The organism is Streptomyces niger, assembly GCF_000718305.1.
Taxonomy (GTDB): Bacteria; Actinomycetota; Actinomycetes; order Streptomycetales; family Streptomycetaceae; genus Streptomyces; species Streptomyces niger.
In genome coordinates this window covers 1-20,706 of record NZ_JOFQ01000022.1, presented here as the reverse complement: position 1 = coordinate 20,706, position 20,706 = coordinate 1, and the positions used below count along the sequence as shown (strand labels likewise).

The following is a 20,706-nucleotide window of genomic DNA, read 5'->3' as shown; positions in this document are numbered from 1 at the left end:
CGACTGCTGGGTGATGTGTTGGTGGAGCTGCCCGATGTGGGAGGCGGCAACGCCTCCGTGCGAGGCTTGGACCGTGTGGTGAGGAGTGGAAGTCGAGGCTGGAATGGCGCCGGATCCGCTCAGCCCTGGCGCGGCTCCGGCTGTGAAGGGTTTCCTGTGGTCACATCCCTCATCACCCAGGCAGCAGCCGATCCGTGGTCGGCCGAGATATCAACGTCCCCGCCAATCGCCTGACCGCCGGGGCCGGCCGACACGCTGCCGGGGGGATGGTGTGAGCCCAGCAGCGAGTGCAGTTCTTCCACGGCCCGCGCCAGCTCGGCGTCGGCCAGGTTCTCCAGGAGGACTTCGATACGGGCCTGCCAAGCCGCCTCCTGGTGGATGCGCACTCGCTCCATCTCGGTCGGCCCGGCCGTTGCGGCGGTTTGCAGTTCGCCGGCAGTCCGGTCAAGACGATCCAGTTCCGTGGCCTCACGCTGCGGGTTCCCTCGGCCGAACCAATGGGCTGCCCGCTGTCGGAATCCCGTCCATGCGTCCGTTCCAGCGGCCTGCACGACCGCGGTGCCTCCCGCCGCGGCCAACCCGGCCATTGCCTCCGACAGCATCCTGGACTTTCCTTTCCCCCTGAAATGTCCGTCCGCCCTGGGTACATGTGGCGCCAGTGCCTCTACTACGCCACAGTGCCAGACACTTACTCCTGTGTCCTTGGTTCCCATCAAGGACAGTTGCCACGTCTATGCAGACGAGCCTCACGCACTTGAGCCCGGAACCCGCCTGGAACGCAGCATGAGCGGCACGAGCCTGTAGTACAGGACACGCTGGGCTGACATGACGCGGCACGCGGGCCGCAGCCAGTGGGTCCGCGTGCCGCTGCCGTATCTACCGGACCCCGCATGAGCACCGGTACTCATGCGCTTCGAGGATCGAACAGAGAACCTCGCACCGTGGGTATGGGCAGACACGCGGCCGTAGCGGGCGTCGCAGTAGCTGAGGCCCTTCTCCTGGCAGGTGGCGGGAAGAACGCGGACGAATCTGTTCCACAACCTCAACGGCACTCGCGCCTCCCGCTCGCACGACACCGGTCCCTTCCTTCCTCCTCAAGACCCTGCCATGGCGAGACGTCTCGAAGGTGGCCGACCTGATCTCCGACCACACGCCCGAGGACGACGTACGGCGACTCAGCAAGACCCTCTGGGCAAGCCGCGGGAAGTAACTCCCGCACCCCGACGGCCCCGCTCTTGACCACTCGGCAGGGGCGGGGTCGCTTCGCGCGTGCAACGCATTCTGATCAATGCCGCACTTGGTTTCCTTCCTCAGGGGGCCAGGAGCCGTCGTTCTGGCTGAGGCACCACCTCGCGTACTCGGACATCCGTCACGTACTCGACCCACTGCGTGATGTTCAGCATGTCGCCGACGACCGTTGGCGACATGTCACCGGCATGTCGATCATGGCGGTGTTCCGAGATGCGAGGGTGGCGAGGCGCCTGGCCACCCTCGCGTCTCCGGAGCCGCGTTCAAAGCGCCGTGCCCGGCTGGGAAGGTGACTCCGCGCGCAAGGCGACGGACGGAAGTCGGACAAGGCTCTGAGCAGGCCGGACAGCCATGGGCTGTCCGGGACAGGCGTCCTGCATTGACCGGGATCGGCCCTCGTCGCCAGAGTCCCTGTCACCCGGCCGTTCCGGACCGCTCGGCGCAAGGCCGACGTCGCACGCGCCAGGGCTGCCCGCACTACTCACACGTACGGCAGCACATACGCCCCTGACGAATCCGAGGTGTCATGTCCACATCCGCGAAACTGAGAAAGGCACTGCTATCGGCGGGCCTCGCTGCCGCCCTCACGGGTACCGCCACCGTGGCCGCCGACGCCGCGCCGGCCAAGCCACGCCAGTCGAAGGCCCGGGCCGAGGCCGTCTTCCCGAACCGCGTTGCCAACTTCAATGTGTGCAACCCGTGCCGGTGGCCGAACCCTGGCCACCAGATCAACCAGATCGCAGACGAGATCATCAAATACCGGCCCCAGGTCATCGCACTGGAAGAGATCTGCGTGGGTGAGACCAGGCGGCTGAGGGATGTCCTAGCGGCCCGGGGATACCGTTACTACGTTGCCCACGGCAGCGTAGACAGCACGGCTCGGAACTGCTTCCCGTACGGCTCGTCTTACGGCAACGCGATTTTGTCGGCAGCTCCGCTCACCAACAAGGTGAACCGCCTCTACCCCGATGGCGGCAGCGAGCCCCGCGGATATGTCGCCGCTGACACCACCGTGGCCGGCAAGAAGGTGCGTGTGTTCGCGACCCATCTGGCGCAGGCGGGGCAGTCGAAAGTCCGCGCCAAGCAGGTCGACCAACTCCTGGGCGCCGTAGGCGGATACCAGGACGCCATCGTCTTGGGGGACTTCAATGCCGACCCCAAGTACTCGGAGACGCAGCCCATGTGGAACCAGTTCCGGGACGCCGACCCGGCCTGCGGCCCGAGCCGGAATCGTCCGCCCTGCCAGCCGACAGCCAACGCCTCTCCGTATCGGAAGAAGTTCGACTACATCTTCCTACGGAAGACGGGCACCTTCTCCGCGCCGAGCCTGGGCGTGCACGACAACTACTCGGATCACGACCTGGTGCATGCCGACCTGAGCTCCGGCTGATCCGGCCGCCAAGGCGCTCGCGGGTCACACGGCGGTTCCCTGTCCGGCGGGGTGGTGTTACGGGGCCGGCCGGAGGGCTTGACCGGGTGGTCGCAGCGGTTGGAGTGGGGGTTTGTCTCGGCGAACGTCGTGTCCTTTTGGCTGTGTGTCGCTTTACGACGGTCCCGAAGGCCAGCGTGCGAGCACTCCAGCGGAAAGCGTGTGTCGCTAGGGCACCTGCCGTTTTGCGGCACACGCCACGCGAGGGTCACGGTGGCTGCCCCGGGAGGTGGGCTTGCAACCGGCATTCAGGAGACCCACGCTTCGTCGGTCCGATGAAGAGTCCCCTGGTTGATCAGGGTCGGAGCAGACTCCGGCCCGAGTCGGGGGGCAGGTCGACGGCAGCGGCTGTATTCGGTCTGGCAGGCTGCGGAATGTATGGCGAAGACTGCTGCCGCCTGCCCAACCGAAGTGGAGCGGAAAGGAGGGGCCGTGTCAGCACCTCGTGACGTAGCGGTGGCGGCGCCGTTGGGCGACATCACCCACGCCGATCACCCGCGGAATTGGCAACTTAGTGGCCGGCTCCGTGAATCCTTCGGGGGGACTCCGGAACCTGTGACGTGCGTGGTGCCGGGGCAGGTGCTGCCGTGGGAACGGGGGTTGTGACGGTTCTTGTGGGCCCTCGCCGCATTTCAGGGGGACACCCGCGCTGTTCTGCCGGCGGCGAACCCCGGCCGGACCGGACTCGACGATCACTACAGTCCAGTCTCATGACGACGATTACCACGCGCACGGTCCAGTACCCGGCCGACGGTTTGACGATGATCGGGCACCTCGCGCTCCCGGCCGGTGTCGACCGCCGACCCGCGGTGCTGCTCGGACCAGAGGGTACGGGGCTCAGCGACGTCGAGCGCCGCCGAGCCGATGCTCTCGCCGAGCTGGGATACGTGGCGCTGGCCTTCGACCTCCACGGCGGACGCTATCTGGGCGACCCCGAGGAGATGCTGGCCCGTTGCATGCCGCTGCTCGCCGACCCCGACCGGATGCGGGGGATTGGCCATGCGGCGCTCGTCGTGTTGCGCGCCGAACCGCGGACCGACCCCGACCGGATCGCCGCCATTGGTTACGGCACCGGCGGCGCCATCGGGCTGGAACTCGGGCGCGACGGCGTCAACCTGCGCGCGATCGGGACAGTCAACGCACTGACCACGGGCCGACCGGGCGAGGCGGCGCACATCCGCTGCCCGGTGTGGGCCGGGGTCGGGTCGGAAGACCCGATCATGCCGCCCGCCCAACGGGACGCGTTCACCGCCGAGATGCAGGCAGCGGGCGTCGACTGGCGCCTCACGGTCTACGGCGGCGCCTTGCACGCCTTCCATCACCCGCCGGTCGACCACACCGTGCGCCCCGGCGTCGGCTACCACCCACGACACGCGCAGCGCGCCTGGCGCGACGTCGTCGACCTGCTCGCCGAGTGCATGCCCGTGGTGGAGTGATCTGGTCAGTCCAAGCTTGGGCGCCCGCTGACCGCCGCGGCGCCTGGGCTCCACTGCCACGGCGGGCGGGGAAGGCTGCGGCTTGCCAGTGATCCACTTCGGCCGATCGGCTCGCCCGCCATGCCCCTCCGCACTGCCTGCCCGATAGCCCCGAGTGCCGCCGACCGCGCGCGGGTGAAGGCTACGGCCTACGGCCACAAGACCGAGCACCGGCTGCGGGTGCGTGCACAGGTGGTGCTGCACGCCGCGCGCGGGCGCTCCAACGCGCGTATCGCCCAGGAGACGGGACTGCCCCTGGACACCGTGCGCCGCTGGCTGGCCGAGGATGCGGTCAAGCCCTGGCAGCACCGCTTCTGAATCTTCATCGCCGACCTCGATTTCCGCGCCAAAGCCCAGCGTGTGCTGGACCTGTACGCCCGCACCTTGCAGGGCACCCCGCTCGTCGCCGACGAGTACGTCATCAGCGCCGACGAGAAACCTCCATCCAGGCCCGCTGCCGCCGCCACCCCACCCTCGCCCCCGGCCAGGCCCGCGCGATGCGGATGAACCACAGCTACGAACGCGGCGGCACCCTGGCCTACCTGGCCGCTTAGGTCGTCCACGACGCAAAGGTGTTCGGCCGCTGTGAGAAGACCACCGGCATCGACCCGTTCATGATCCTGGTCACCCAGGTCATGACCCGCGAGCCCTACGCCAGCGCGAAATGCGTGTTCTGGGTCATGGACAACGGCTCCTCCCACCGCGGCAAGAAGGCTGCCGACCGGTTGTCGGCCGCCTTCCCGAATGCGGTGCTAATCCATACCCCAGTGCACGCTTCCTGGCTGAACCAGCTGCACGACGGAGAAAGTGGAAATCTACTTCTCCGTCGTGCAGCGCAGGGTCGCCCACCCCAACGACTTCACCGACCTCGCCCAGGTCAGGGACCGGCTCCAAGCCTTCGAAGACCGCTACAACGCCACAGCACAGCCGTTCCAGTGGAAGTTCACCACCTCCGACCTGGACGATCTACTGGCCAGGCTCGACCGGCACACCGCCGATCACCAGGAAGAATCCTGTGTCGGACAGCCAACGTGATCAACCCCCGAAGGGTGTACGGAGCCGATCACTTACAGGTCATCTCATTTGGCTTGCTCGATAGCCTGACGACGTGGGGGAGGCCAGCACTCTCGGCGCGGCTGTACACGCGTCCTTGGGTCAGGTTCGAGATGTCCGGCATGAGCTCGGCCTGGAGGCTTGGAGAGCTGGGGCGGAGCCTCAGGACGTCGGCTGAGAACGCGTGGTTACCCATCGTAGGTAAGGACGCCGCCTCACGACGCGAGCCCGGTTGCGCTACCCGGATCCGATTCGCCGTCGCACCCCCGGCTCACACGGCGACGGGGCGCCTCTTCCATCGCGCGGGTGGTTTCCCTCGGGAATTCGGCCGTCGCCCGGCCCTCGGCCGCACGGTGAGGAACCCGCATGCACTCCAGTACATGGTCCATTTGAGAGAGATGGAATGAAAGTCGACCGACGCTGAGCCAGGGGAGTGGCCCCGATGCGCCGGAAACGGGCCAAGGCGTGGTCTTGCAGATGTCGTCTGGCCAGGCCACGCCCTGGCGGCATCCGCTTGGCCCCGTGCCATGGGTTTTGATCCTGGGTGCCTCCGGGCGGGTGTGGACGTCGTGACCTCGGACGAGTCGAGCGGACCGCGTTTGCGTAGTCCAGCGGACCGCGTTTGTGCAGTTCAAGGGGACACTGTGCTGCCCGATGTGTTGTACCGGGCTTCGTCCCGCCTCCGGCGCACCGTCCTGTCCGTCGGGCCGGGTGGGCCGTATCTTCCATGTCGCCCGTCACGGCAACGACAGGTGGCCTGCCCAGGTCTGCCTGAGCTGCTGGAGGCACCGCGAGAAGCACCCATTAGGTCGTATGTGAACGAAGGTGACCCCGAAGGCAACAGGGAGTCGTTCGATACATGACTACGCCGAGGATGCTCGACTGAAGCGGTTCGTGGTGATCGCCACTGCGGTGTTGGCCGCGGTCGCCGGGTTCGTGAACTCGGTGTTCCTCACCTCGGCGCTCCTCCCGGTCAGCCACGTGACGGGATCGATGTCCGAGGTCAGCATGGACGTGTCCGGCGGTGATCTCAGCGGGCTGACGAGTCTGGTAACGGTTCTGGTCGCCTTCTTCGGCGGTGCGATCGCAGCTGGTGCCCTGCTCGGTCCCCATACCCAGACGATCGGCCGCCGCTACGGAGTTTCCTTGCTGGTGGAGGCCGCTCTGCTCGGCGCAGCCCCGCTGGTGGCCACCGAACAGCAGAATCCGCCGTACGCCATGATCGTGGCTGCCGTTGCATGCGGGTTGGAGAACGGGATTTTCTCCAACTACCGTGGCCTCCAACTACCGTGGCATAGTGCTGCGCACCAGCCACATGACCGGAACGCTGACTGATCTCGGCGTCCTGCTCGGATGTCGCGGCTACCGCAACGGTCAGGCCAGGCCTGGAAAGGCGTGCTGTTGGCCACCACCCTGGTGACTTTCGCGGGCGGCGGCGTTGCCGGTGCCTACGGGGCGAGCGCGGCCGCCCTGCGCGCATTGTGGATACCGGCGATGTGCTGCGCGCTGCTCGGCGGGTGGTATGTGCTCTACCGCCACCGCCAGCACGTGACACGACAAGCCTGACAATGTCCCTTCGTTCTTCCCGTAGGTGGCGAGGTATTCGACACGCCGGCGGCCGGCGGAACGTCCCTGTCCGGAACCTTCGAGGCTTCACAGGTCTCGGACTCCTCATTTTTGACCCAGTGTGCGAAGTAGGGCCGCCGGCGAATCGGACGCCGACTGTGCCGGGACGGGAGCCAGGTCACCGTCGAGGTTATCCACGAGCACCGAGGAGTTGTGCGGGCTCCCGCAGTGTCCTTGTCGAGGCCGATGCACGGACGTCCGTTGCCCGAGAGCAGGCCGACGAGGAAGCAGGACCTGTGCAGCGAACCGACCGAGGACGACACCCGTAGACCCGTCGATGAGGCGATGGCGCGGAAGTGACTGTCGTGGTCGGCTGTCGGCATCGAGGGCGCGGTGTTCAAGCGGCTGCAGCAGCCGTGCTCCCGGCAAGCGCGCAGGTCCAGGGGGGTGATCGAGGCCGCCGCAGCCCGTACGCGCGGGGACGCCCCCAGGGCCGGGCGTGCCACGGCCTCAAAGTAGGGGAGTGCTCCATGACCTGCTGGCGCCACGGTCCGCCCCTGCGCAGCGGCGCAGGCGGGCCGTGGCGCCATGCCGGGCAGAACTGCCTCCCTCGGGGGAGGGAGGCAGTCGCACGCGGCGTCGCCAGATCTGCCGCACATGCAGCGATCGCGTCAGTCCTGGCGGCTGGCCACCTCGATGAGGTGGAACCCGAACTGGGTCTTCACCGGCCCCTGGACTGTGTTGAGTCGGAAGCGTGCTGCGTGACCGTTTCGAGGAGTGCGTGACTGTTTCGAGGAGTTGGTGCGCCGCGGACAACCGCGTCTGCCCCTGGCGGACTGACGCGCAGCGTGCCTGACGGGCCCCGGACCTGACGACGATCCGGGGCCCGACGCCGCCTCGACGTCCGGGCCGGCCACGATTAGCGTGCCCCAGGTGCTGGAGAGACTGGAGATCGACAGCTTTGTGACTTTGTGATCCTGGTCGAGGAGCTGCACTTCGGCCGTACGGCGAAGCGGCTGCGGGTCTCCAGGGCACGAGTGAGCCAGACGATTCAGCGCCTGGAGCGCCGCGTCGGGGCGCCGCTCTTCGAGCGCACCAGTCGCGACGGGTGCGGCTGACCCCGCTCGGTCGGCAGTTCCTCGACGACATCGAGCCCGGTTACCGCGCCATCACGCGTGGGCTGGCCACGGCGCAGGCCGCCGCCAAGGGGATCGAGGTCAGCCTCGCGGTGAGGCCCACACCGTTCCCAAGGTCACTTCAACTTCATCTGCCTCCGGGCCTGCTTCACCTCGCGGTCAATGGCCCAGGCGTCGGCGACCGGCCCGAGGTGGCCGAGCTTGTCGGGATTGATCACTGAGCGAATGGTTTGGATCTGCCCGTCGAGCACCTCGAGGGCCAGGATGTGGAGCACCTTGCCGTCCCGGTCGCGGAAGATCGCGCCGGGCTGCCCGTTGATCTCGTGCGGCTCGAACGTCACGTCGATCCGGGCGAGCAGGGGCAAGACAGAGACGAGCAGCCGGGCCACGTTCTCGGTGCCGCTGACGGCCTTGGCGAGCTGCGGGGCCTTGCCGCCGCCGTCCCCAACCAACTGGACGTCGGCGGCCAGCAGATTCCGCAACCCGCCTACGTCACCATCTTTCAGTGCGTCGAAGAACCGCGCCGCCAGCTCCTGCCGCTCCTGACGGTCCGCCTCGAACCGTGGCCGACTGGCCTGCATGTGCCGCCGTGCCCGTACCAGCAGCTGCCGGCACGCCGCCTCCGACCGCCCCACCGCCGCGGCGACCTCGTCGAACCCGAAGCCGAACACCTCACGCAGCACGAACACCGACCGCTCCAGCGGGCTGAGCCGCTCCAGGAGCAGCAGCGCCGCCATCGACACCGAGTCGGCCAGCTCCGCCGAACGCGCCGGATCCTCATACGGATCGCTGAGCAGCGGCTCGGGGAGCCACGGGCCCACGTACTCCTCCCGCCTCACCCGCGCGGAGCGCAGCACGTCGATCGAGATCCGCGTCACCGTGGCCGACAGAAACGCCTTGGCCGACGCTACCTGGGTCGCCGAGCCGTCGAAGCGCAGCCACGTCTCCTGCACCGCGTCCTCGGCCTCACTCACGCTGCCCAGAATCCGGTAGGCGATCGAGAACAGCAGCGGCCGCAGCTCCTCGAACTCCTCGACCTTGTTCACGACGAATCCCCTCCCCGTGCACCTTCCCACCCAGCGGCACTCGCCGGCGCAGGTCCTCTGTGATCATCCGGACCACCGGTGGTCACGCTAACGCCACCGCGCCCGGGCCCGGGCCCGGAGCCCGCAGCCGGCCCCCGAGCCAGTCGCTGATGCCGTTCAGTGGAACTGTCCGGGCACGTAGTTGCCGGCCGGCTGCTGGATGATGATGTTCAGCCGGTTCACCGCATTCATGAAGGAGATCAGGATTACCAGGGCGGTGAGCTGTTCCTCGTCGTAGTGCTGGGCGGCGTACGACCACACCTCGTCACTGACCCCTCTGGCCGCATCCGCGACCCGGGTCCCTTCCTCCGCCAGTTCCAGCGCGGCACGCTCGGCCTCGGTGAAGACCGTGGCCTCCCGCCACGCCGCGACCAGGTTCAGCCGCACCGTGGTCTCGCCGGCAGCGGCGGCCTCCTTGGTGTGCATGTCCATGCACACGGCGCAGCCGTTGATCTGGCTCACGCGCAGCGCCACCAGTTCCTGCGTCGCGGCCGGCAGCGGCGAGTCCTTGAGCGCCTTGCCCGCCGACATGAAGTACTTCAGGGCCTTGCCGGCGGTAGGGTCGGCGAAGTAGTCCAGGCGTGCGTCCATGGTGTGCTCCTCTGTGGTCGTCAGTGGCTACACCCCCTGAGACGAGGTGGCCCGACGCCCTGTGACACGGACGAATGTGACCCGCGTCTCCCTGCCGTCGGCGCCCGTCAGGTGGCGAAGCACTCGCCGTCCACGGAACTTCCAGGGCTCGACCACGGCCGACGCGCCGACACTCGAACGGTGCAGTTGAGCCCTTGGGCTGTGACTGTGGCGGGGGGTGAGCACATCGAGATTACTTACGGGACATCACTTGGAAGAACGGCCACCGGTCAGCCGACGCCGGCGCGCCCGAAGCGGGTCAGAAGATCTCGTCACGGCAGGCCGGCGCGCTGTCGGAACAGAACCCCGTTGATCACGCGCCGATGACACTGCCAACGTCCGCCCCGCCCAATGCTCCTGGGCAGGCTCGGTTCGAGTCGAGCCCACTCGTCATCGGAAAGATCACCCCGCCCCACACCGGACAGAGCGACTGGCCGAAAGGTGGGTTACCTGGCCCATCGGGCAGGCCCTGGTCGGCGGCAGCCAGCCGCGGCCGGGGTGACTGCGGGGTTGATCTCAGCCGGTCGAGTAAGGGAGCAGCCCGGGTGGGCGGCGGCGTAGGCGTCGAGCCTGCTCCTGGCGGGCAGGCAGGCCGCGGTCAGCAACCTGGAGGCCGTGGGCACGGGCCCGGGCCCGGATCGCCGCGAGCTCACGCCCGGATCGCCGTGAGCTCACGCTTGGAGCGCTTGTGCAGCGCGGCTGCCCGCGGCTGCCTGCGGCATCGCCGCGGGCACGAGGGCCGGCCTTCACCGCGCGCAACTGTTCTGGGTCGCGCCTCATGGTGGGTCATGGTGGGTCATGGTGAGCTGACGGATGCGGCATGGGAGCGGATAGTGCCCCTGCTGCCGGGTGTTGATGGGCGAGGTCGGCCGTGGCGGGAGCACCGACAGGTGATCAACGGGGTGTTGTGGCGCTTGCGAACCGGTGCTCGTGGCGTGATCTCTGCCGGAGCGCTATGGGCCGTGGCAGACGGTCTATGAGCGGTGCGCTCGCGGAGAGGCGGACGGACCTGGGCTCACCTGCTCGAGCAGGTCCACATCCGGGACGACTCCGTCGGGTCCGTGGAGTGGACGATGTCGGTCGGCTCTACGATCAGCCGGGTTCACGGGCTCACCAGCACGCCGCCGGGCCCGCAAAAAGGGGCGGCGACGCGGGATGAACTGGAAGATCCGGCACGTGAGGCGACTGGTGAGGCGGGGCGGTCGGCCGGTCCCGCGACGGGCTGACCACCAAGCTCCGTCTCGACTGCGACGGCCAGGGCCTGCCCTGGCCGTCGTCGTCACGCCCGGCAACGTCAACGATTCCACCGTCTTCCACGAGGTCATGGACGCCTTGGGGTGCCCCGGGCCGGAGCCGGGCGGCCCCCGTCACAGGCCCGACGTGGTCATCGCGGACAAGGCGTGTGCTCGTCGGGGTGGGATGTCGCCGATAGCTGTGTGGAGGTGCTGGTTGTCGAACCGGTCTACCGAACCGGTCTACCGAACCGGTCTACCCATCCCGTGGTGGCGAGTTCGCCACGGCTGCGGGACCCGCCACGAGGGCGGAACCCGCAGCCGGTTGTTCGCCGGACAGGGGTCAGCCGCTGACCGTGATGTTCGAGCTTCCGCTGCTCTGGTAACCCTCGGTGGCCATGATCATGTAGTACTTGAACTGGCCCATGTTCATGCCCGCGCGCGCCCAGGCGTCGAAGTGGTTGCCGGTGGTGATGGTGCCGGAGCCACTGGTCACCTTCGATTGCCGGACGCTCCAGTACTGGTCGAAGGTGCGGGTGCCCTCGACGGAGGGGGCGTTGTACCGCGTCGTCTTGTAGATGTCGTACGTGCCGCCATCGCTGTAGACGGTGCCTCTGTACTCGCCGGTGGGCCGGTAGCTGCCCCAGTTGTCGACGATGTAGTACTCCACCAGCGGGTTCGACGTCCAGCCGTAGAGGCAGCCGTAGCCGTTGCCCGACGGGTTGAAGTAGCCGGTGTAGCGGACCGTCCTGCGCCCGCCGGTGTTCCAGCCCTTGCCGGCGACGAAGTTGCCGCAGTTGGTCCACCGGGTGCTGTAACTGCCGCCGCCGTTGAGCGTCATGGAGACGGAGCCGCCGCCGTCGGTCCAGAACGAGTAGTACATGCCGTCGTAACCGGTCTGGTTGGTGGTGATGGTGGTGGCGGCGTGGGCGGTGCCGGGCAGCAGCAGTCCGGACGCGGTGGCGAGTGCGACGGCGCCGGCGCCGCCGAGGAAGCCTCGTCGGCTCAAGCCGCTGAAGGGAGCGGGGTTCTGCTGGATCTGGTCCTGCTGCGTGCTGTCCTGCTGCATGCGTCCTCCCGATGAAGGCTGGTGGGGCGGGCGGCTTCTGCTGCCCGCGGCCTTGCATGGAACACGGCGGGGGTCGCCCGTCGTCGTGCCGCAACGACCGACCGCCATCCCCGGTCACATGACGCGAAGGGAACAACGGTCTCCTGTCGCTCGGTGGCCACAGTTTTCGTAAAGCGCCATGACCCTGTCAACACTTTCGACATTCTTTCGGAAACTCTTTTATAGGTCAGAAGGGGTCTCGGTGAGTATGTTTTCGCTGCTCAGGCCTCTTCTCCCACTAACCATTGCGAGGAGTGGAATGAGATGAGGAAGGAACATAACGCAAGCACGTGCATGACGTTCGAAACTTTCGAAGCGGGGAGGCGACTACGCGACCGCGGCAGCCTCACTGGGAACGACAGCGCGCGAACGGTCTGAAAGTCACCGCGTACGACGTGGCCAAAGCCGCGACCGTCGTCTACGTAGAGGTGCGGTGCCGCGCCCGAACCTCGAATCCGTCAGCCTCGTCCTGACGGACGCCTCGGCTTCCTCGACTGCGGGGCGGCGATCGGGATGAGCAAGCCCACCACCCGTCGCCGACTTCAGCGGTTGGCCCGGGACAGTGCAGTCATCTTCCGCTGCGACCTGGCTAACCCCCTCGCGGGGCTCTCGACGTGTGTTCCGCCGCACGGTGGTTACCCGCACCCATCTCGCGGCACGGGCAACGCGCCGGCCCGGAGGAAGGAGGTCCGCCTCGCCGTACCCGTCAGCGGCTCCGACGACCTGGTCTTGATGGTCTGGCTCCGCGGCCTGCACGCCGTCGACGCCTTCGAAGCACAGCTCGCGGAACGCTCCCGCAGCTGAAGGTCAGCGACGGCACCGCCTTCCTCCACCCCCGCACACACGGGCCGGCAGGGCCGGCAGTACGCCAAGCTCAGCTCCGACACTCCCGATGCGGTCTCCGCCGGCCTGGACGCCACCCGCCACCCCGGCTCCACCGCCTACGAAGAGCACCAGCCCACCCGCGGCCGCGAGTTGCACGCCCTCTGGGAGAAGCTGAGGGACGACGACCGGCGCGCCGACGAGCAGCACGAGGCCCTCAAGGGCCCGACCGACCACTCCGGCCGGCTCCGGCTGGCCGCCACCGCACCGCCGCCGCTGATCTCCAGGACGCTCTGGCCGGGGTGTACGAGGAGTTGCTGACCGCCGAGCCGTCCCTGACCGAGGAGCACCGAGCCAGCTCATGAGCGAATGGTCGCCGGCGGTGCGTAAGGACTTGGAGGCTTCGGGATGGATGGCGGGCAGGCGGGGCGACACGGCCGACTGGCGATCGCTGTTCGAAGGGGTCGGTATCGTCATGCACGACGCCGCGGAGAGGTTTCTCCAGGAGTTCGGGGGCTGACCGTGAGCATCGGCGGTCTGGGCATCAACTGCGCCGGGGAGCCATTCGCACTGGACCCGGAGCTGGCTTGGGGAGAGGACGACCGGTTCTCCGAGTGGAGCGACGCCTTGGGAAGACGTCTCTTCCCGCTCGGCGAGCTCGATCACGGCCGATGCTTTCTCGGTATCGATGAGGGCAGTGAGATTTACCTTGTCGAGGCCTGGGTCGCCAGCTTCGGACCAATGCCGCGCGCCCTGAAGAATCTGATCTCCGGCGTGATACCCCGCAGGATCGATGGTGAACTGAGGCAGTTGGACCAGGCCCGCGGCGTGTGTCGGCGTACAGGCGGCCCGTACGCCGTCCTCGCTGGGAGCCGGCGCCGAGGAGCCGCTGGACCGTTGCTTCGGCCGGATGGAATGACGATGGCGGATGCGGGACTACGTGTGCGGCCTGCTGGGACCGGTCGGCCGTGAGAACTGCTGGCAGCTGGCCGAGCACGCTGAGGGATTGGGCGCCGCACGGCTTGTACGGCTTGTACCACTTGTACCACCTGCCGTTCCGCAGCCGTTGGGACGCCGACCCACGTGGAGAGCGAGTGCGCGGAGGAGAGCATCCAGCGGATCGCCACCGAGAACACCACCGAGAACACCACCCCCAAGTGCGTCAGCTGACCGCCGACAACCGAACCCTCGATAAGCGGCTCAATGCCGCTCGATCCGACGTCCGCTTCTAGGACCGGCGCATCGTCGACCTTGAGGCCCGCCTCGCCGACTCAACGGTGCGCTGAATTACCTCGGCCGACTTCAGGCGATGCGGACGCTCAGCTGAGAACCCAGCTCTCGGAAGCCCAGCGCAAGTGCCACACGCTTTGACGGACGAGGCCGTGCCCTCCACTGTGGAAGCAGCCCGGCATCAAGAGCATGAGCCACCGCCGCAGACGCCACGACCCGCGCCAGTCCTCGTCCTCGATGCCCCGGCGCAACGAGCACACTCAGGTGGGCCACCGACCGCGGCCAAACCTGATAGCCGGCCGCGGCAACCACGTCGTCGTACTCACGGATGACGAATGCGGGAGAGGTGATGTCCGCCATGCCACTTTCGCCGGTGTCCTCATCACCAGCACGGGACAGGAGTGCTGCCAACTCATCGTCACCGTCCACTGCCTCCTCGACAGCGGCACCTCCTTGCGCAGGCAGGAAGTCGGCGCGGTCGAGATAGAAGAGGGACGCAGGACCCAGTCCGTCGAGGATGGCCAACACCTCACGCAGGCGATCCTCGTCGACTAGCTCCTCACCGGACAGCTTGCTTGAAACGCCTGCCATCACCTGGCCGACCTGCATGCTCGGCACGGTGATGATGCTGGCTCCGCCGAGGACCACGATCCCTGCCCACAACGGCGGACACAACCGCGAGCCAGGAGAGACCACAACGTTCGCCCCGTCCGGCGAGGAAGAGAACTCCACGGGCCTCGCCGCCAGCTCTTTCCAGAGTGCCCGGGCCCGGTCAAGCAAGAGATCGCCCATCATGACCGTATCGTGTCGGGTCCCACGCTCTTGGACGACTGATTTACAGGGACAGCGGCCCCAGGCATCCTCACGCCGCGACGCTTCGGCCACCACGCTTCCGCTCTCGGCACGACGACCACACGAACGAGCGGCAACAGCGTTTCCAACTCGCCGCCCGCGGACATGTGATCTATGAATCGTCGCGCTTCAGGCCCGGTTCACAGGCCCCGGTGGTCGGTAAAAAATCCAGCGCACCGTCACCGATGATGAACGCACTCTTCGACAATTTCTCGGCGGCCTCGCGTAACCGGCCCACGATCTGCTCGTACCGGTCGACGCTGACGGTGCCGTCCTCCTCCGAAATCGGCACCACGCTCACCGCCTCCCGGGCCGGAGCACGACCCCCATGGCAGTAGAGAGGAACTCCGGCCTGCCCAGTACCGGCAAGAATCTGCCCGCCGGCCCGCGCCGTAAGGGCGTACCACCGCAGCGCGTAGCCACCCGAAAGCTGGGGCGTGTTCCAGGGGCAAGGATTTGCGGTCGTCCTGCCGGAGCAGGCGCCGGTAGAGCTCGGCCCGGGCATGACTGGCCAGGTGCGTATCCTCGGCTTTTTCCCGCACAGCGCGGGCCTGCCGCAGATGCTCCCGGGCCAGGTCAAGCCGCAGCTGGTAGATGTGGTGCTGGTCCCGGCGTGCCTGTTCTTCCAGCGCCTCGTACTCCTCGGTGAGTTGGCGCTGCGCATTCATCAGGACCAGGAGCAGCACCATCGCATGGTTGAGCGTCTGGAGGACCTCTTCTTGTCCGTGCTGAGCCTTCTCCAGCCGCGCCTGCAAGTCCGTGGCAGGCAGGTGACGGACCTGAGCAGGCAGCTTCCTGGCCGCCGCCTTCTCCGCGGCTTCCAACAGCGCCCGTCCCTTGGCCAGCTCCAGCCGCCGGAGCTGCGGCTCGCGCACCAGAGCTTGCACCACCTGCTCCAGAAGCCAGTCCAGGATCAGCTCCTTGCCCCAGCGGAAGTCAGCCCGCTTGGTCTCGCTGTAGGGGAACCGCTCGGCGAGTCTCCGGGCGTACCATCCCTTGGTCACCTGCTGCAGCCACATCGCCAGCTCGGCAGCCTGCTCAGTCTCCGCCTGCAACTTGATGGGTCGGCCCCGACCGCGGCCTTCGGCTCTCTGGTGCTCGTCCGCCACCGGTCCCTTTCCCCTATCCGTCCGCGATCTACCTGCAGCAATGCCGTCTGACCGGGATGGACAATCCCCTCAGGCAGCACAGTCCAGGCACAGCAACTCACCCCCCAAGCAGGACATCTTGAATGACCGGGTCCGATACCTGAGTGACGATCAGTTCCCGGACAGGGCGGCAGAGATGTCGTACCACTGGGGGTTCATCAAGCGCGATTTCGGTGGCGACGCACTGCGGTGCCTGTGGAACAAGCATCAGAGCAGCTAGGCCATGTTCGCCGAGATCGTGTGGGTGCTGCACCGCGAGTTCAGCGAGGGCGCCGGCGCGGACCACCACCCCCTGTTCGCCGGTCTCCCCCCCGATCCCCACGAACGTCCTGTTCCAGAAGATCGCCAGCGCCTCCGCGGTGGCCTGGCGGGGAATGAGCGAGGAGCAGATGTTCGAGAGGCTCAGCAAGGCGCCGCACGACTATGCCGCCATGCGGTAACGCCGCGCTCTGAACGCAGAAGACCTGCACCAGGAGGTGGGCGCGGCCGTGCGGGGGTGATGCCCCGCACGGCCGCGCCCTCTGCCTGGGAGCACGCGCCAGGCGCCCGTCGAGGGTGCGCCCGCGGTGTTACGCGGGGGCCGGCTGCGGTACTTCGAGAACGTCGGCGACCTTGCGGGCCATCTGAGCGATGCGGGGCGGGAGGAAGCTGTCCAGGGAGCCGATGTCGTCGCTCAGCCGGGCGCGCAGCCCGTGCAGGCACGCCTCGGTCAGCAGCCGCTCCGGGGCGTCCTCGGGGGTCAGTGCGTCCTCGGCGTAGTGCTGGCCCCATGCATACTGCAGCCGGGACCCGGCGTCGTCGGTGGTGGGGGCAGGCTCGCCCAGGAGGCCGGCGACCTCGGCGTGGTCCGCCTTCTGCGGCCCAGCGGCCCGGTTGTGCTGCTGGCCGGCCTGGAGATACCGGTGCGCCACATCCGACATGCCCATGCGCTGGCAGTACGCGGCGATCAGCAACGCGGCCATGTCCATCGTGTCGGCCGCGTCCGTGGCCCGGTACATCGTCATCCGCTTCCAGGAGTGCGCCTGGTCGGGCTCGGTGTACCGCAGCACCTCCTGACAGTTGGAGACCGCTTCGGAGACGAGCTGGTGAACCGCGCGGCGCAGCGGCTCGGGCATCGGGGTGGATTCCATGCCCGCACGCTAGAGGGCACGTGGGTCCGGATACGGCAGTCGCGGCCCGTCGCTCACCTGCACGGACTAGGGCGTTTCTTTCGGTTCACCTCGCCGACCGGATGAGAGAGGGCAGCGAGGTGGACGGTGGCGGTCCTGTCGTAGAGCGGCAAGGCCGCACCGCCCATGGGACAGGCCCCGCGACGTGCTGATGGTGACCGGTCCGGCAGCGGGTCGTCGAGGCCCGGCGCGGTCATGGCAGAAGAAGCCGCAGCCGGTCCGGCCCTGGCTCACAGGCGCTGGGCGACGCTCCAGGTCCGTACGCGCTCTTCCCTCTCGAAGAGGTCGGTGTGGGTGAGCATGACCTCGGTGGCCCCGGCGTCGAGATAGCGACGCAACCCGGCGACGACGGTGTCCTCGTCGCCGGCGATCAGCAGGTCCGCCGCGCGCGACAACCCCTCGGCGGCGATGACCTTCCGGTAGGACGGGATGCTGTCGTAGAAACCGAGGGCGGCCGACACCCGGTCGCGGGCCGCTGCGGCATCGTCGGTGACCACCGCGGGCACCCCGGCCACGATCTGCGGGGCCGGCCGCCCGGCCGCGGCGGCGGCCTCGGTGATGGTCGGCACGATCCGTTCGGCGAGCGTGCGCGGCCCGGCGAGGAACGGAATCGTTCCGTCGGCCAACTCGCCGGCAGCCGCGAGGGCCCGCGGCCTCATCGCCGCCACCAGAACGGGGATCGCCGGGGAGGCCCCGGCCACAGCCGTCGAGCCGACCGGACGGGACGCCAGCGTCTCCCCTTCGAAGACGGTGTCGTCGCCGTCCAGTAACGGGCGCAGTGCGGTGAGGTACTCGCGCAGGTGCCGGATCTGCGGCGGGTACGCCAGGCCGAACATCGGCTCGAGCACGGTGCGTGCCCCGAGCCCGACACCGAGCCGGAAACGCCCCGCGGTGGCTGCCTGCGCCGTCTTCGCCGCCGCCGCGAGCAGCAGGGGATGGCGAGGGTGCATCGGCACGACCGACGTGCCGACGTGCACCCGGGTCTCCGTCCGGCCCACCAGCGCCGCGAGTTGGGGCGCGTCGTAGTCCGACCCCTGCCCGAACCACAGGGTGTGCACGCCCGCGCCGGCGACCTCGTGCGCGAGGTCCACAGCCCGGTCCACGAGGTTGGTCATTCCGGGTGCCTGCGCGAACGGGCCTCCCAGGAACACTCCCACCCGCTGTCCGGCAGCGTCCATCACGAACTCCTCCGTCCGATTCCGGCCCGCGAGGCGCGTCGTCCACCCGGGACGCAGTACTGTCCGCAGCACCAGAGTGATTGCAGATTCTGCAATCACCGTACACGTTGATTGCAGTTTCTGTAATCACTACGCTGCGTGCCATGGGACGATGGCCGGGCGGCACGCAGGAACGGCTCCAGGAAGCCGCGATCGAGTTGTTCACCGAGCGCGGCTACGAACGCACGACAGTTGCCGAGATCGCGACGCGGGCCGGACTGACCGAGCGCACCTTCTACAACCACTTCGCCGACAAACGCGAGGTGCTCTTCCCCGGTCAGGACGTGTTCGTCGCCGAGGTCCGCGAAACGGTGGCCGCCGCACCCCCGGAGCAGTCCCCGCTCGACGCGGTCCTCGCGGCCTTCACCGCCGGCAGTGACTGGTTCGACCGGCACCGGGAGGCGGCACAGCGCCGCAGGAAACTCCTCGATGCGCATGCCGACCTGCGGGAACGCGAACGCGCGAAAGTAGCAGCCCTGGGCGAGGCGATCGCCGACGCACTGCGCGCGCGGGGCCTGCCCGATCCGGCGGCAACGCTGACCGCCTCCGTCTGTGCCGCCGCGCACCGACTCGGCACAGCCCGGTGGCTGACCGACCCGGAGCACCGCACGCTCGAGCACCACCTGCGCGCGAGCTTCGAGGACCTGCGCCGCACCGCACGCACCTGGTAGCACCGGCCGCGGATCTCCCCGGGCAAGCGGCGGTTTCTGCGGTGGCCGGCCGCGGCGGACAGCGCACCCATCGGCCTGCTCACCGGCAAGGCCCTGTTCATCACCGGCGCCAGCCGCGGGGGCGCGCGGGGCCTGACAGGGGTGCCCCGCGTCCACCATCCACCTCGGCAGACTCCGGCTCGCCCCCGTCTTCATCCGGCCGCCGAGGCGATCCGAAAGAAACGCCCTAGTACTGCAACGGTGCTTGCCGTGACTGGTGGCCAGTTGGGTCGTTGGTCTGGTTATGGGTGGGGGCCTTGCTGATGTCAGGTTGTGGGCGGGTGAGCTTGAAGCGGTGCATGAGCGGTTCGTGCACCGCTTCAGCCGGGAGGAGCCGCGCCAGTCGGCGCTGGCCTATATGCGCGGGCTGGTCGCTCCGCTGGAGCGGAAGAATGGCTGGACGCTGGCGGAGGAGGCTGGTCATGGCGGCCCCGATCGCATCCACCGGCTGCTGAACCGGATCGAGTGGGATGCTGACGAGGTCCTGGGCGACGTACGTGACTACGTCGTGGAACACCTCGGCGACCGGGATGCCGTGCTCATCGTCGATGACACCGGTTTCCTGAAGAAGGGCGTCCGTTCGGCTGGGGTCCAGCGGCAGTACTCCGGCACCGCGGGACGCACCGAGAACTCTCAGATCGGGGTCTTCCTCGCCTACGCGACGGGCCGCGGACGCACATTGATCGACCGGCGGTTGTATCTGCCCACGTCATGGACGGATGACCGTGAGCGATGTCGGCGGGCGGGCATCGACGACAGTGTCGCCTTCGAGACGAAGGTGGCGATGGCCAGGGTGATGGTCCGCAAGGCCATCGCCGACCGGATTCCGTTCGGCTGGGTGACGGCGGACGCCGCCTACGGCTACAGCAAGGGCTGGCGAATCGAGCTGGAGCAGGCTGACGTCTTGCACGTCGTGGCCACCACCCGGCACGACACCGTCGTCACCCGCTGGTCGATCGACCACCCAGTCCACGACCTGTTCCCCGCTCTGCCCCGGCAGAAGTGGAAACGCCGTTCATGTGGTGAGGGAGCCCACGGCCGGCGGATCTATGACTGGGCCCGCGTTGAGGTGAGGCCCTGGCACCGCGAGGACCGCCGGCATTGGGTGATCGCCCGTCGCAGCGTGAGCAGGCCCGAGGAGATCTCCTACTACATCGCCTACTGTCCTGCCGACACCACGCTGGACGAGTTGATCCGCATCGCGGGCAGCCGATGGGCGGTCGAGGAGTGTTTCCAGACCGCGAAGCAGGAGTGCGGCTTGGACGACTACCAAGTCCGCCGCTATCCCAGCTGGCACCGACACATGACTCTCGCCATGGCCGCCCATGCCTGCCTGACAGTCCTGCGGGCGCAAGAACTGGACACGGACAAAGCAGAAACGGATCCTCCCAGCTCATCAGCCTGAGCCTTGCCGAGATCCGACGACTGATCACCCGGCTCACCGACCGCTGTCCCACCCCGGTCGAGCACATCCTGCATTGGTCGACATGGCGCCGCAGGCGCCAACACCAAGCCCGCATCAGTCACTACAAACGACGGGGCCACAGTCCCTGAAAACTGCCCAGCAATCAGAACAAACACCGTTGCAGTACTAGG

Annotated in this window: 21 protein-coding genes and 3 pseudogenes; 14 read left to right on the top strand and 10 right to left on the bottom strand. The window is 68.0% G+C overall.

Annotated elements, in window-relative coordinates; genetic code table 11:
* Positions 1-119: 119 nt before the first annotated feature.
* Entirely contained in the window at positions 120-602 is a 483-nt protein-coding gene (locus IF20_RS30675) for a hypothetical protein (protein ID WP_052868657.1), read from the bottom strand.
* A 1,172-nt stretch (positions 603-1,774) separates the two neighbouring features.
* Here IF20_RS30675 and IF20_RS30670 point away from each other — a divergent pair.
* The 7 genes and pseudogenes from IF20_RS30670 to IF20_RS40965 form a co-directional block, all read left to right on the top strand.
* Complete coding sequence (locus IF20_RS30670) at positions 1,775-2,638, top strand: endonuclease/exonuclease/phosphatase family protein (protein WP_052868656.1); 864 nt, start codon at positions 1,775-1,777, stop codon at positions 2,636-2,638.
* Between the two features lie 749 nt (positions 2,639-3,387).
* On the top strand, positions 3,388-4,113 hold the full coding sequence (locus IF20_RS30665) for a dienelactone hydrolase family protein (RefSeq protein ID WP_052868655.1): 726 nt from the start codon (positions 3,388-3,390) through the stop codon (positions 4,111-4,113).
* 120 nt (positions 4,114-4,233) lie between these two features.
* Positions 4,234-4,470 carry a helix-turn-helix domain-containing protein gene (locus tag IF20_RS40160; protein ID WP_234426880.1) on the top strand — a complete coding sequence of 79 codons (237 nt, stop codon included), beginning with the start codon at positions 4,234-4,236 and terminating at the stop codon, positions 4,468-4,470.
* Between the two features lie 489 nt (positions 4,471-4,959).
* Positions 4,960-5,187 carry a hypothetical protein gene (locus IF20_RS40155; RefSeq protein WP_234426879.1) on the top strand — a complete coding sequence of 76 codons (228 nt, stop codon included), beginning with the start codon at positions 4,960-4,962 and terminating at the stop codon, positions 5,185-5,187.
* Positions 5,188-6,030: 843 nt separating this feature from the next.
* Positions 6,031-6,540, top strand: coding sequence for a YoaK family protein (locus IF20_RS30655; protein ID WP_110944686.1), 510 nt, complete (start codon positions 6,031-6,033; stop codon positions 6,538-6,540).
* Positions 6,541-6,606: 66 nt separating this feature from the next.
* Complete coding sequence (locus tag IF20_RS39390) at positions 6,607-6,771, top strand: hypothetical protein (RefSeq protein ID WP_199896807.1); 165 nt, start codon at positions 6,607-6,609, stop codon at positions 6,769-6,771.
* 971 nt (positions 6,772-7,742) lie between these two features.
* Positions 7,743-7,984, top strand: a pseudogene (locus tag IF20_RS40965) (LysR family transcriptional regulator); the annotation flags it as partial.
* 39 nt (positions 7,985-8,023) lie between these two features.
* Here IF20_RS40965 and IF20_RS30650 read toward each other — a convergent pair.
* The 3 genes and pseudogenes from IF20_RS30650 to IF20_RS38290 form a co-directional block, all read right to left on the bottom strand.
* Positions 8,024-8,953: an RNA polymerase sigma-70 factor gene (locus IF20_RS30650; protein WP_052868653.1), complete on the bottom strand. Its 930-nt coding sequence runs from the start codon at positions 8,951-8,953 to the stop codon at positions 8,024-8,026.
* A 156-nt stretch (positions 8,954-9,109) separates the two neighbouring features.
* Complete coding sequence (locus IF20_RS30645) at positions 9,110-9,583, bottom strand: carboxymuconolactone decarboxylase family protein (protein WP_052868652.1); 474 nt, start codon at positions 9,581-9,583, stop codon at positions 9,110-9,112.
* 314 nt (positions 9,584-9,897) lie between these two features.
* Positions 9,898-10,038 (bottom strand): annotated as a pseudogene (locus IF20_RS38290) (transposase); the annotation flags it as partial.
* Between the two features lie 372 nt (positions 10,039-10,410).
* On the opposite strand from IF20_RS38290, the pseudogene IF20_RS38285 reads away from it, so the two are divergent.
* Positions 10,411-11,035, top strand: a pseudogene (locus tag IF20_RS38285) (IS5 family transposase); the annotation flags it as partial.
* A gap of 162 nt (positions 11,036-11,197) precedes the next feature.
* Here the strand turns inward: IF20_RS38285 and IF20_RS30640 are convergent.
* Positions 11,198-11,923: a glycoside hydrolase family 11 protein gene (locus tag IF20_RS30640; protein ID WP_030622421.1), complete on the bottom strand. Its 726-nt coding sequence runs from the start codon at positions 11,921-11,923 to the stop codon at positions 11,198-11,200.
* Positions 11,924-12,475: 552 nt separating this feature from the next.
* On the opposite strand from IF20_RS30640, the gene IF20_RS30635 reads away from it, so the two are divergent.
* The 4 genes from IF20_RS30635 (at position 12,476) to IF20_RS40960 (ending at position 13,756) form a co-directional block, all read left to right on the top strand.
* A complete protein-coding gene (locus IF20_RS30635; protein ID WP_199896806.1) occupies positions 12,476-12,766 on the top strand; it encodes a hypothetical protein in 291 nt (96 codons plus the stop codon).
* A gap of 171 nt (positions 12,767-12,937) precedes the next feature.
* Complete coding sequence (locus IF20_RS39385) at positions 12,938-13,105, top strand: hypothetical protein (RefSeq protein WP_199896805.1); 168 nt, start codon at positions 12,938-12,940, stop codon at positions 13,103-13,105.
* A gap of 40 nt (positions 13,106-13,145) precedes the next feature.
* On the top strand, positions 13,146-13,304 hold the full coding sequence (locus IF20_RS39380) for an SUKH-3 domain-containing protein (protein ID WP_199896804.1): 159 nt from the start codon (positions 13,146-13,148) through the stop codon (positions 13,302-13,304).
* Between the two features lie 2 nt (positions 13,305-13,306).
* A complete protein-coding gene (locus IF20_RS40960; protein WP_199896803.1) occupies positions 13,307-13,756 on the top strand; it encodes an SUKH-3 domain-containing protein in 450 nt (149 codons plus the stop codon).
* A gap of 330 nt (positions 13,757-14,086) precedes the next feature.
* Here IF20_RS40960 and IF20_RS30630 read toward each other — a convergent pair whose 3' ends face one another.
* The 5 genes from IF20_RS30630 to IF20_RS30610 all read right to left on the bottom strand — a co-directional run bounded on the left by IF20_RS30630 (position 14,087) and on the right by IF20_RS30610 (position 18,361).
* Positions 14,087-14,809: a GNAT family N-acetyltransferase gene (locus IF20_RS30630; RefSeq protein WP_052868650.1), complete on the bottom strand. Its 723-nt coding sequence runs from the start codon at positions 14,807-14,809 to the stop codon at positions 14,087-14,089.
* 236 nt (positions 14,810-15,045) lie between these two features.
* Positions 15,046-15,975, bottom strand: a complete 930-nt coding sequence (locus IF20_RS39375) for a hypothetical protein (protein ID WP_199896802.1) — start codon at positions 15,973-15,975, stop codon at positions 15,046-15,048.
* A 97-nt stretch (positions 15,976-16,072) separates the two neighbouring features.
* Complete coding sequence (locus IF20_RS39370) at positions 16,073-16,423, bottom strand: hypothetical protein (protein ID WP_199896801.1); 351 nt, start codon at positions 16,421-16,423, stop codon at positions 16,073-16,075.
* Positions 16,424-16,583: 160 nt separating this feature from the next.
* The gene (locus IF20_RS30615; protein WP_234426878.1) at positions 16,584-17,144 is read right to left on the bottom strand and encodes a hypothetical protein; all 561 of its coding nucleotides are present in this window, start codon (positions 17,142-17,144) and stop codon (positions 16,584-16,586) included.
* Between the two features lie 269 nt (positions 17,145-17,413).
* Entirely contained in the window at positions 17,414-18,361 is a 948-nt protein-coding gene (locus tag IF20_RS30610) for a TIGR03564 family F420-dependent LLM class oxidoreductase (RefSeq protein WP_199896800.1), read from the bottom strand.
* A gap of 143 nt (positions 18,362-18,504) precedes the next feature.
* On the opposite strand from IF20_RS30610, the gene IF20_RS30605 reads away from it, so the two are divergent.
* Entirely contained in the window at positions 18,505-19,071 is a 567-nt protein-coding gene (locus IF20_RS30605; protein ID WP_052868646.1) for a TetR/AcrR family transcriptional regulator, read from the top strand.
* Between the two features lie 283 nt (positions 19,072-19,354).
* On the top strand, positions 19,355-20,515 hold the full coding sequence (locus IF20_RS30600) for an IS701 family transposase (protein WP_052868645.1): 1,161 nt from the start codon (positions 19,355-19,357) through the stop codon (positions 20,513-20,515).
* The last annotated feature ends 191 nt before the right edge of the window (positions 20,516-20,706 follow it).

What these genes read in the sequence shown, in the direction of transcription:
- IF20_RS30675 (WP_052868657.1), bottom strand. Translation starts at nt 602, where the DNA reads ATGCTGTCGGAGGCAATGGCCGGGTTGGCCGCGGCGGGAGGCACCGCG.
- IF20_RS30670 (WP_052868656.1), top strand. Translation starts at nt 1,775, where the DNA reads ATGTCCACATCCGCGAAACTGAGAAAGGCACTGCTATCGGCGGGCCTC.
- IF20_RS30665 (WP_052868655.1), top strand. Translation starts at nt 3,388, where the DNA reads ATGACGACGATTACCACGCGCACGGTCCAGTACCCGGCCGACGGTTTG.
- IF20_RS40160 (WP_234426880.1), top strand. Translation starts at nt 4,234, where the DNA reads ATGCCCCTCCGCACTGCCTGCCCGATAGCCCCGAGTGCCGCCGACCGC.
- IF20_RS30645 (WP_052868652.1), bottom strand. Translation starts at nt 9,583, where the DNA reads ATGGACGCACGCCTGGACTACTTCGCCGACCCTACCGCCGGCAAGGCC.
- IF20_RS30640 (WP_030622421.1), bottom strand. Translation starts at nt 11,923, where the DNA reads ATGCAGCAGGACAGCACGCAGCAGGACCAGATCCAGCAGAACCCCGCT.
- IF20_RS30635 (WP_199896806.1), top strand. Translation starts at nt 12,476, where the DNA reads ATGAGCAAGCCCACCACCCGTCGCCGACTTCAGCGGTTGGCCCGGGAC.
- IF20_RS39380 (WP_199896804.1), top strand. Translation starts at nt 13,146, where the DNA reads ATGAGCGAATGGTCGCCGGCGGTGCGTAAGGACTTGGAGGCTTCGGGA.
- IF20_RS30630 (WP_052868650.1), bottom strand. Translation starts at nt 14,809, where the DNA reads ATGATGGGCGATCTCTTGCTTGACCGGGCCCGGGCACTCTGGAAAGAG.
- IF20_RS30615 (WP_234426878.1), bottom strand. Translation starts at nt 17,144, where the DNA reads ATGGAATCCACCCCGATGCCCGAGCCGCTGCGCCGCGCGGTTCACCAG.
- IF20_RS30610 (WP_199896800.1), bottom strand. Translation starts at nt 18,361, where the DNA reads ATGGACGCTGCCGGACAGCGGGTGGGAGTGTTCCTGGGAGGCCCGTTC.
- IF20_RS30605 (WP_052868646.1), top strand. Translation starts at nt 18,505, where the DNA reads ATGGGACGATGGCCGGGCGGCACGCAGGAACGGCTCCAGGAAGCCGCG.
- IF20_RS30600 (WP_052868645.1), top strand. Translation starts at nt 19,355, where the DNA reads ATGGGTGGGGGCCTTGCTGATGTCAGGTTGTGGGCGGGTGAGCTTGAA.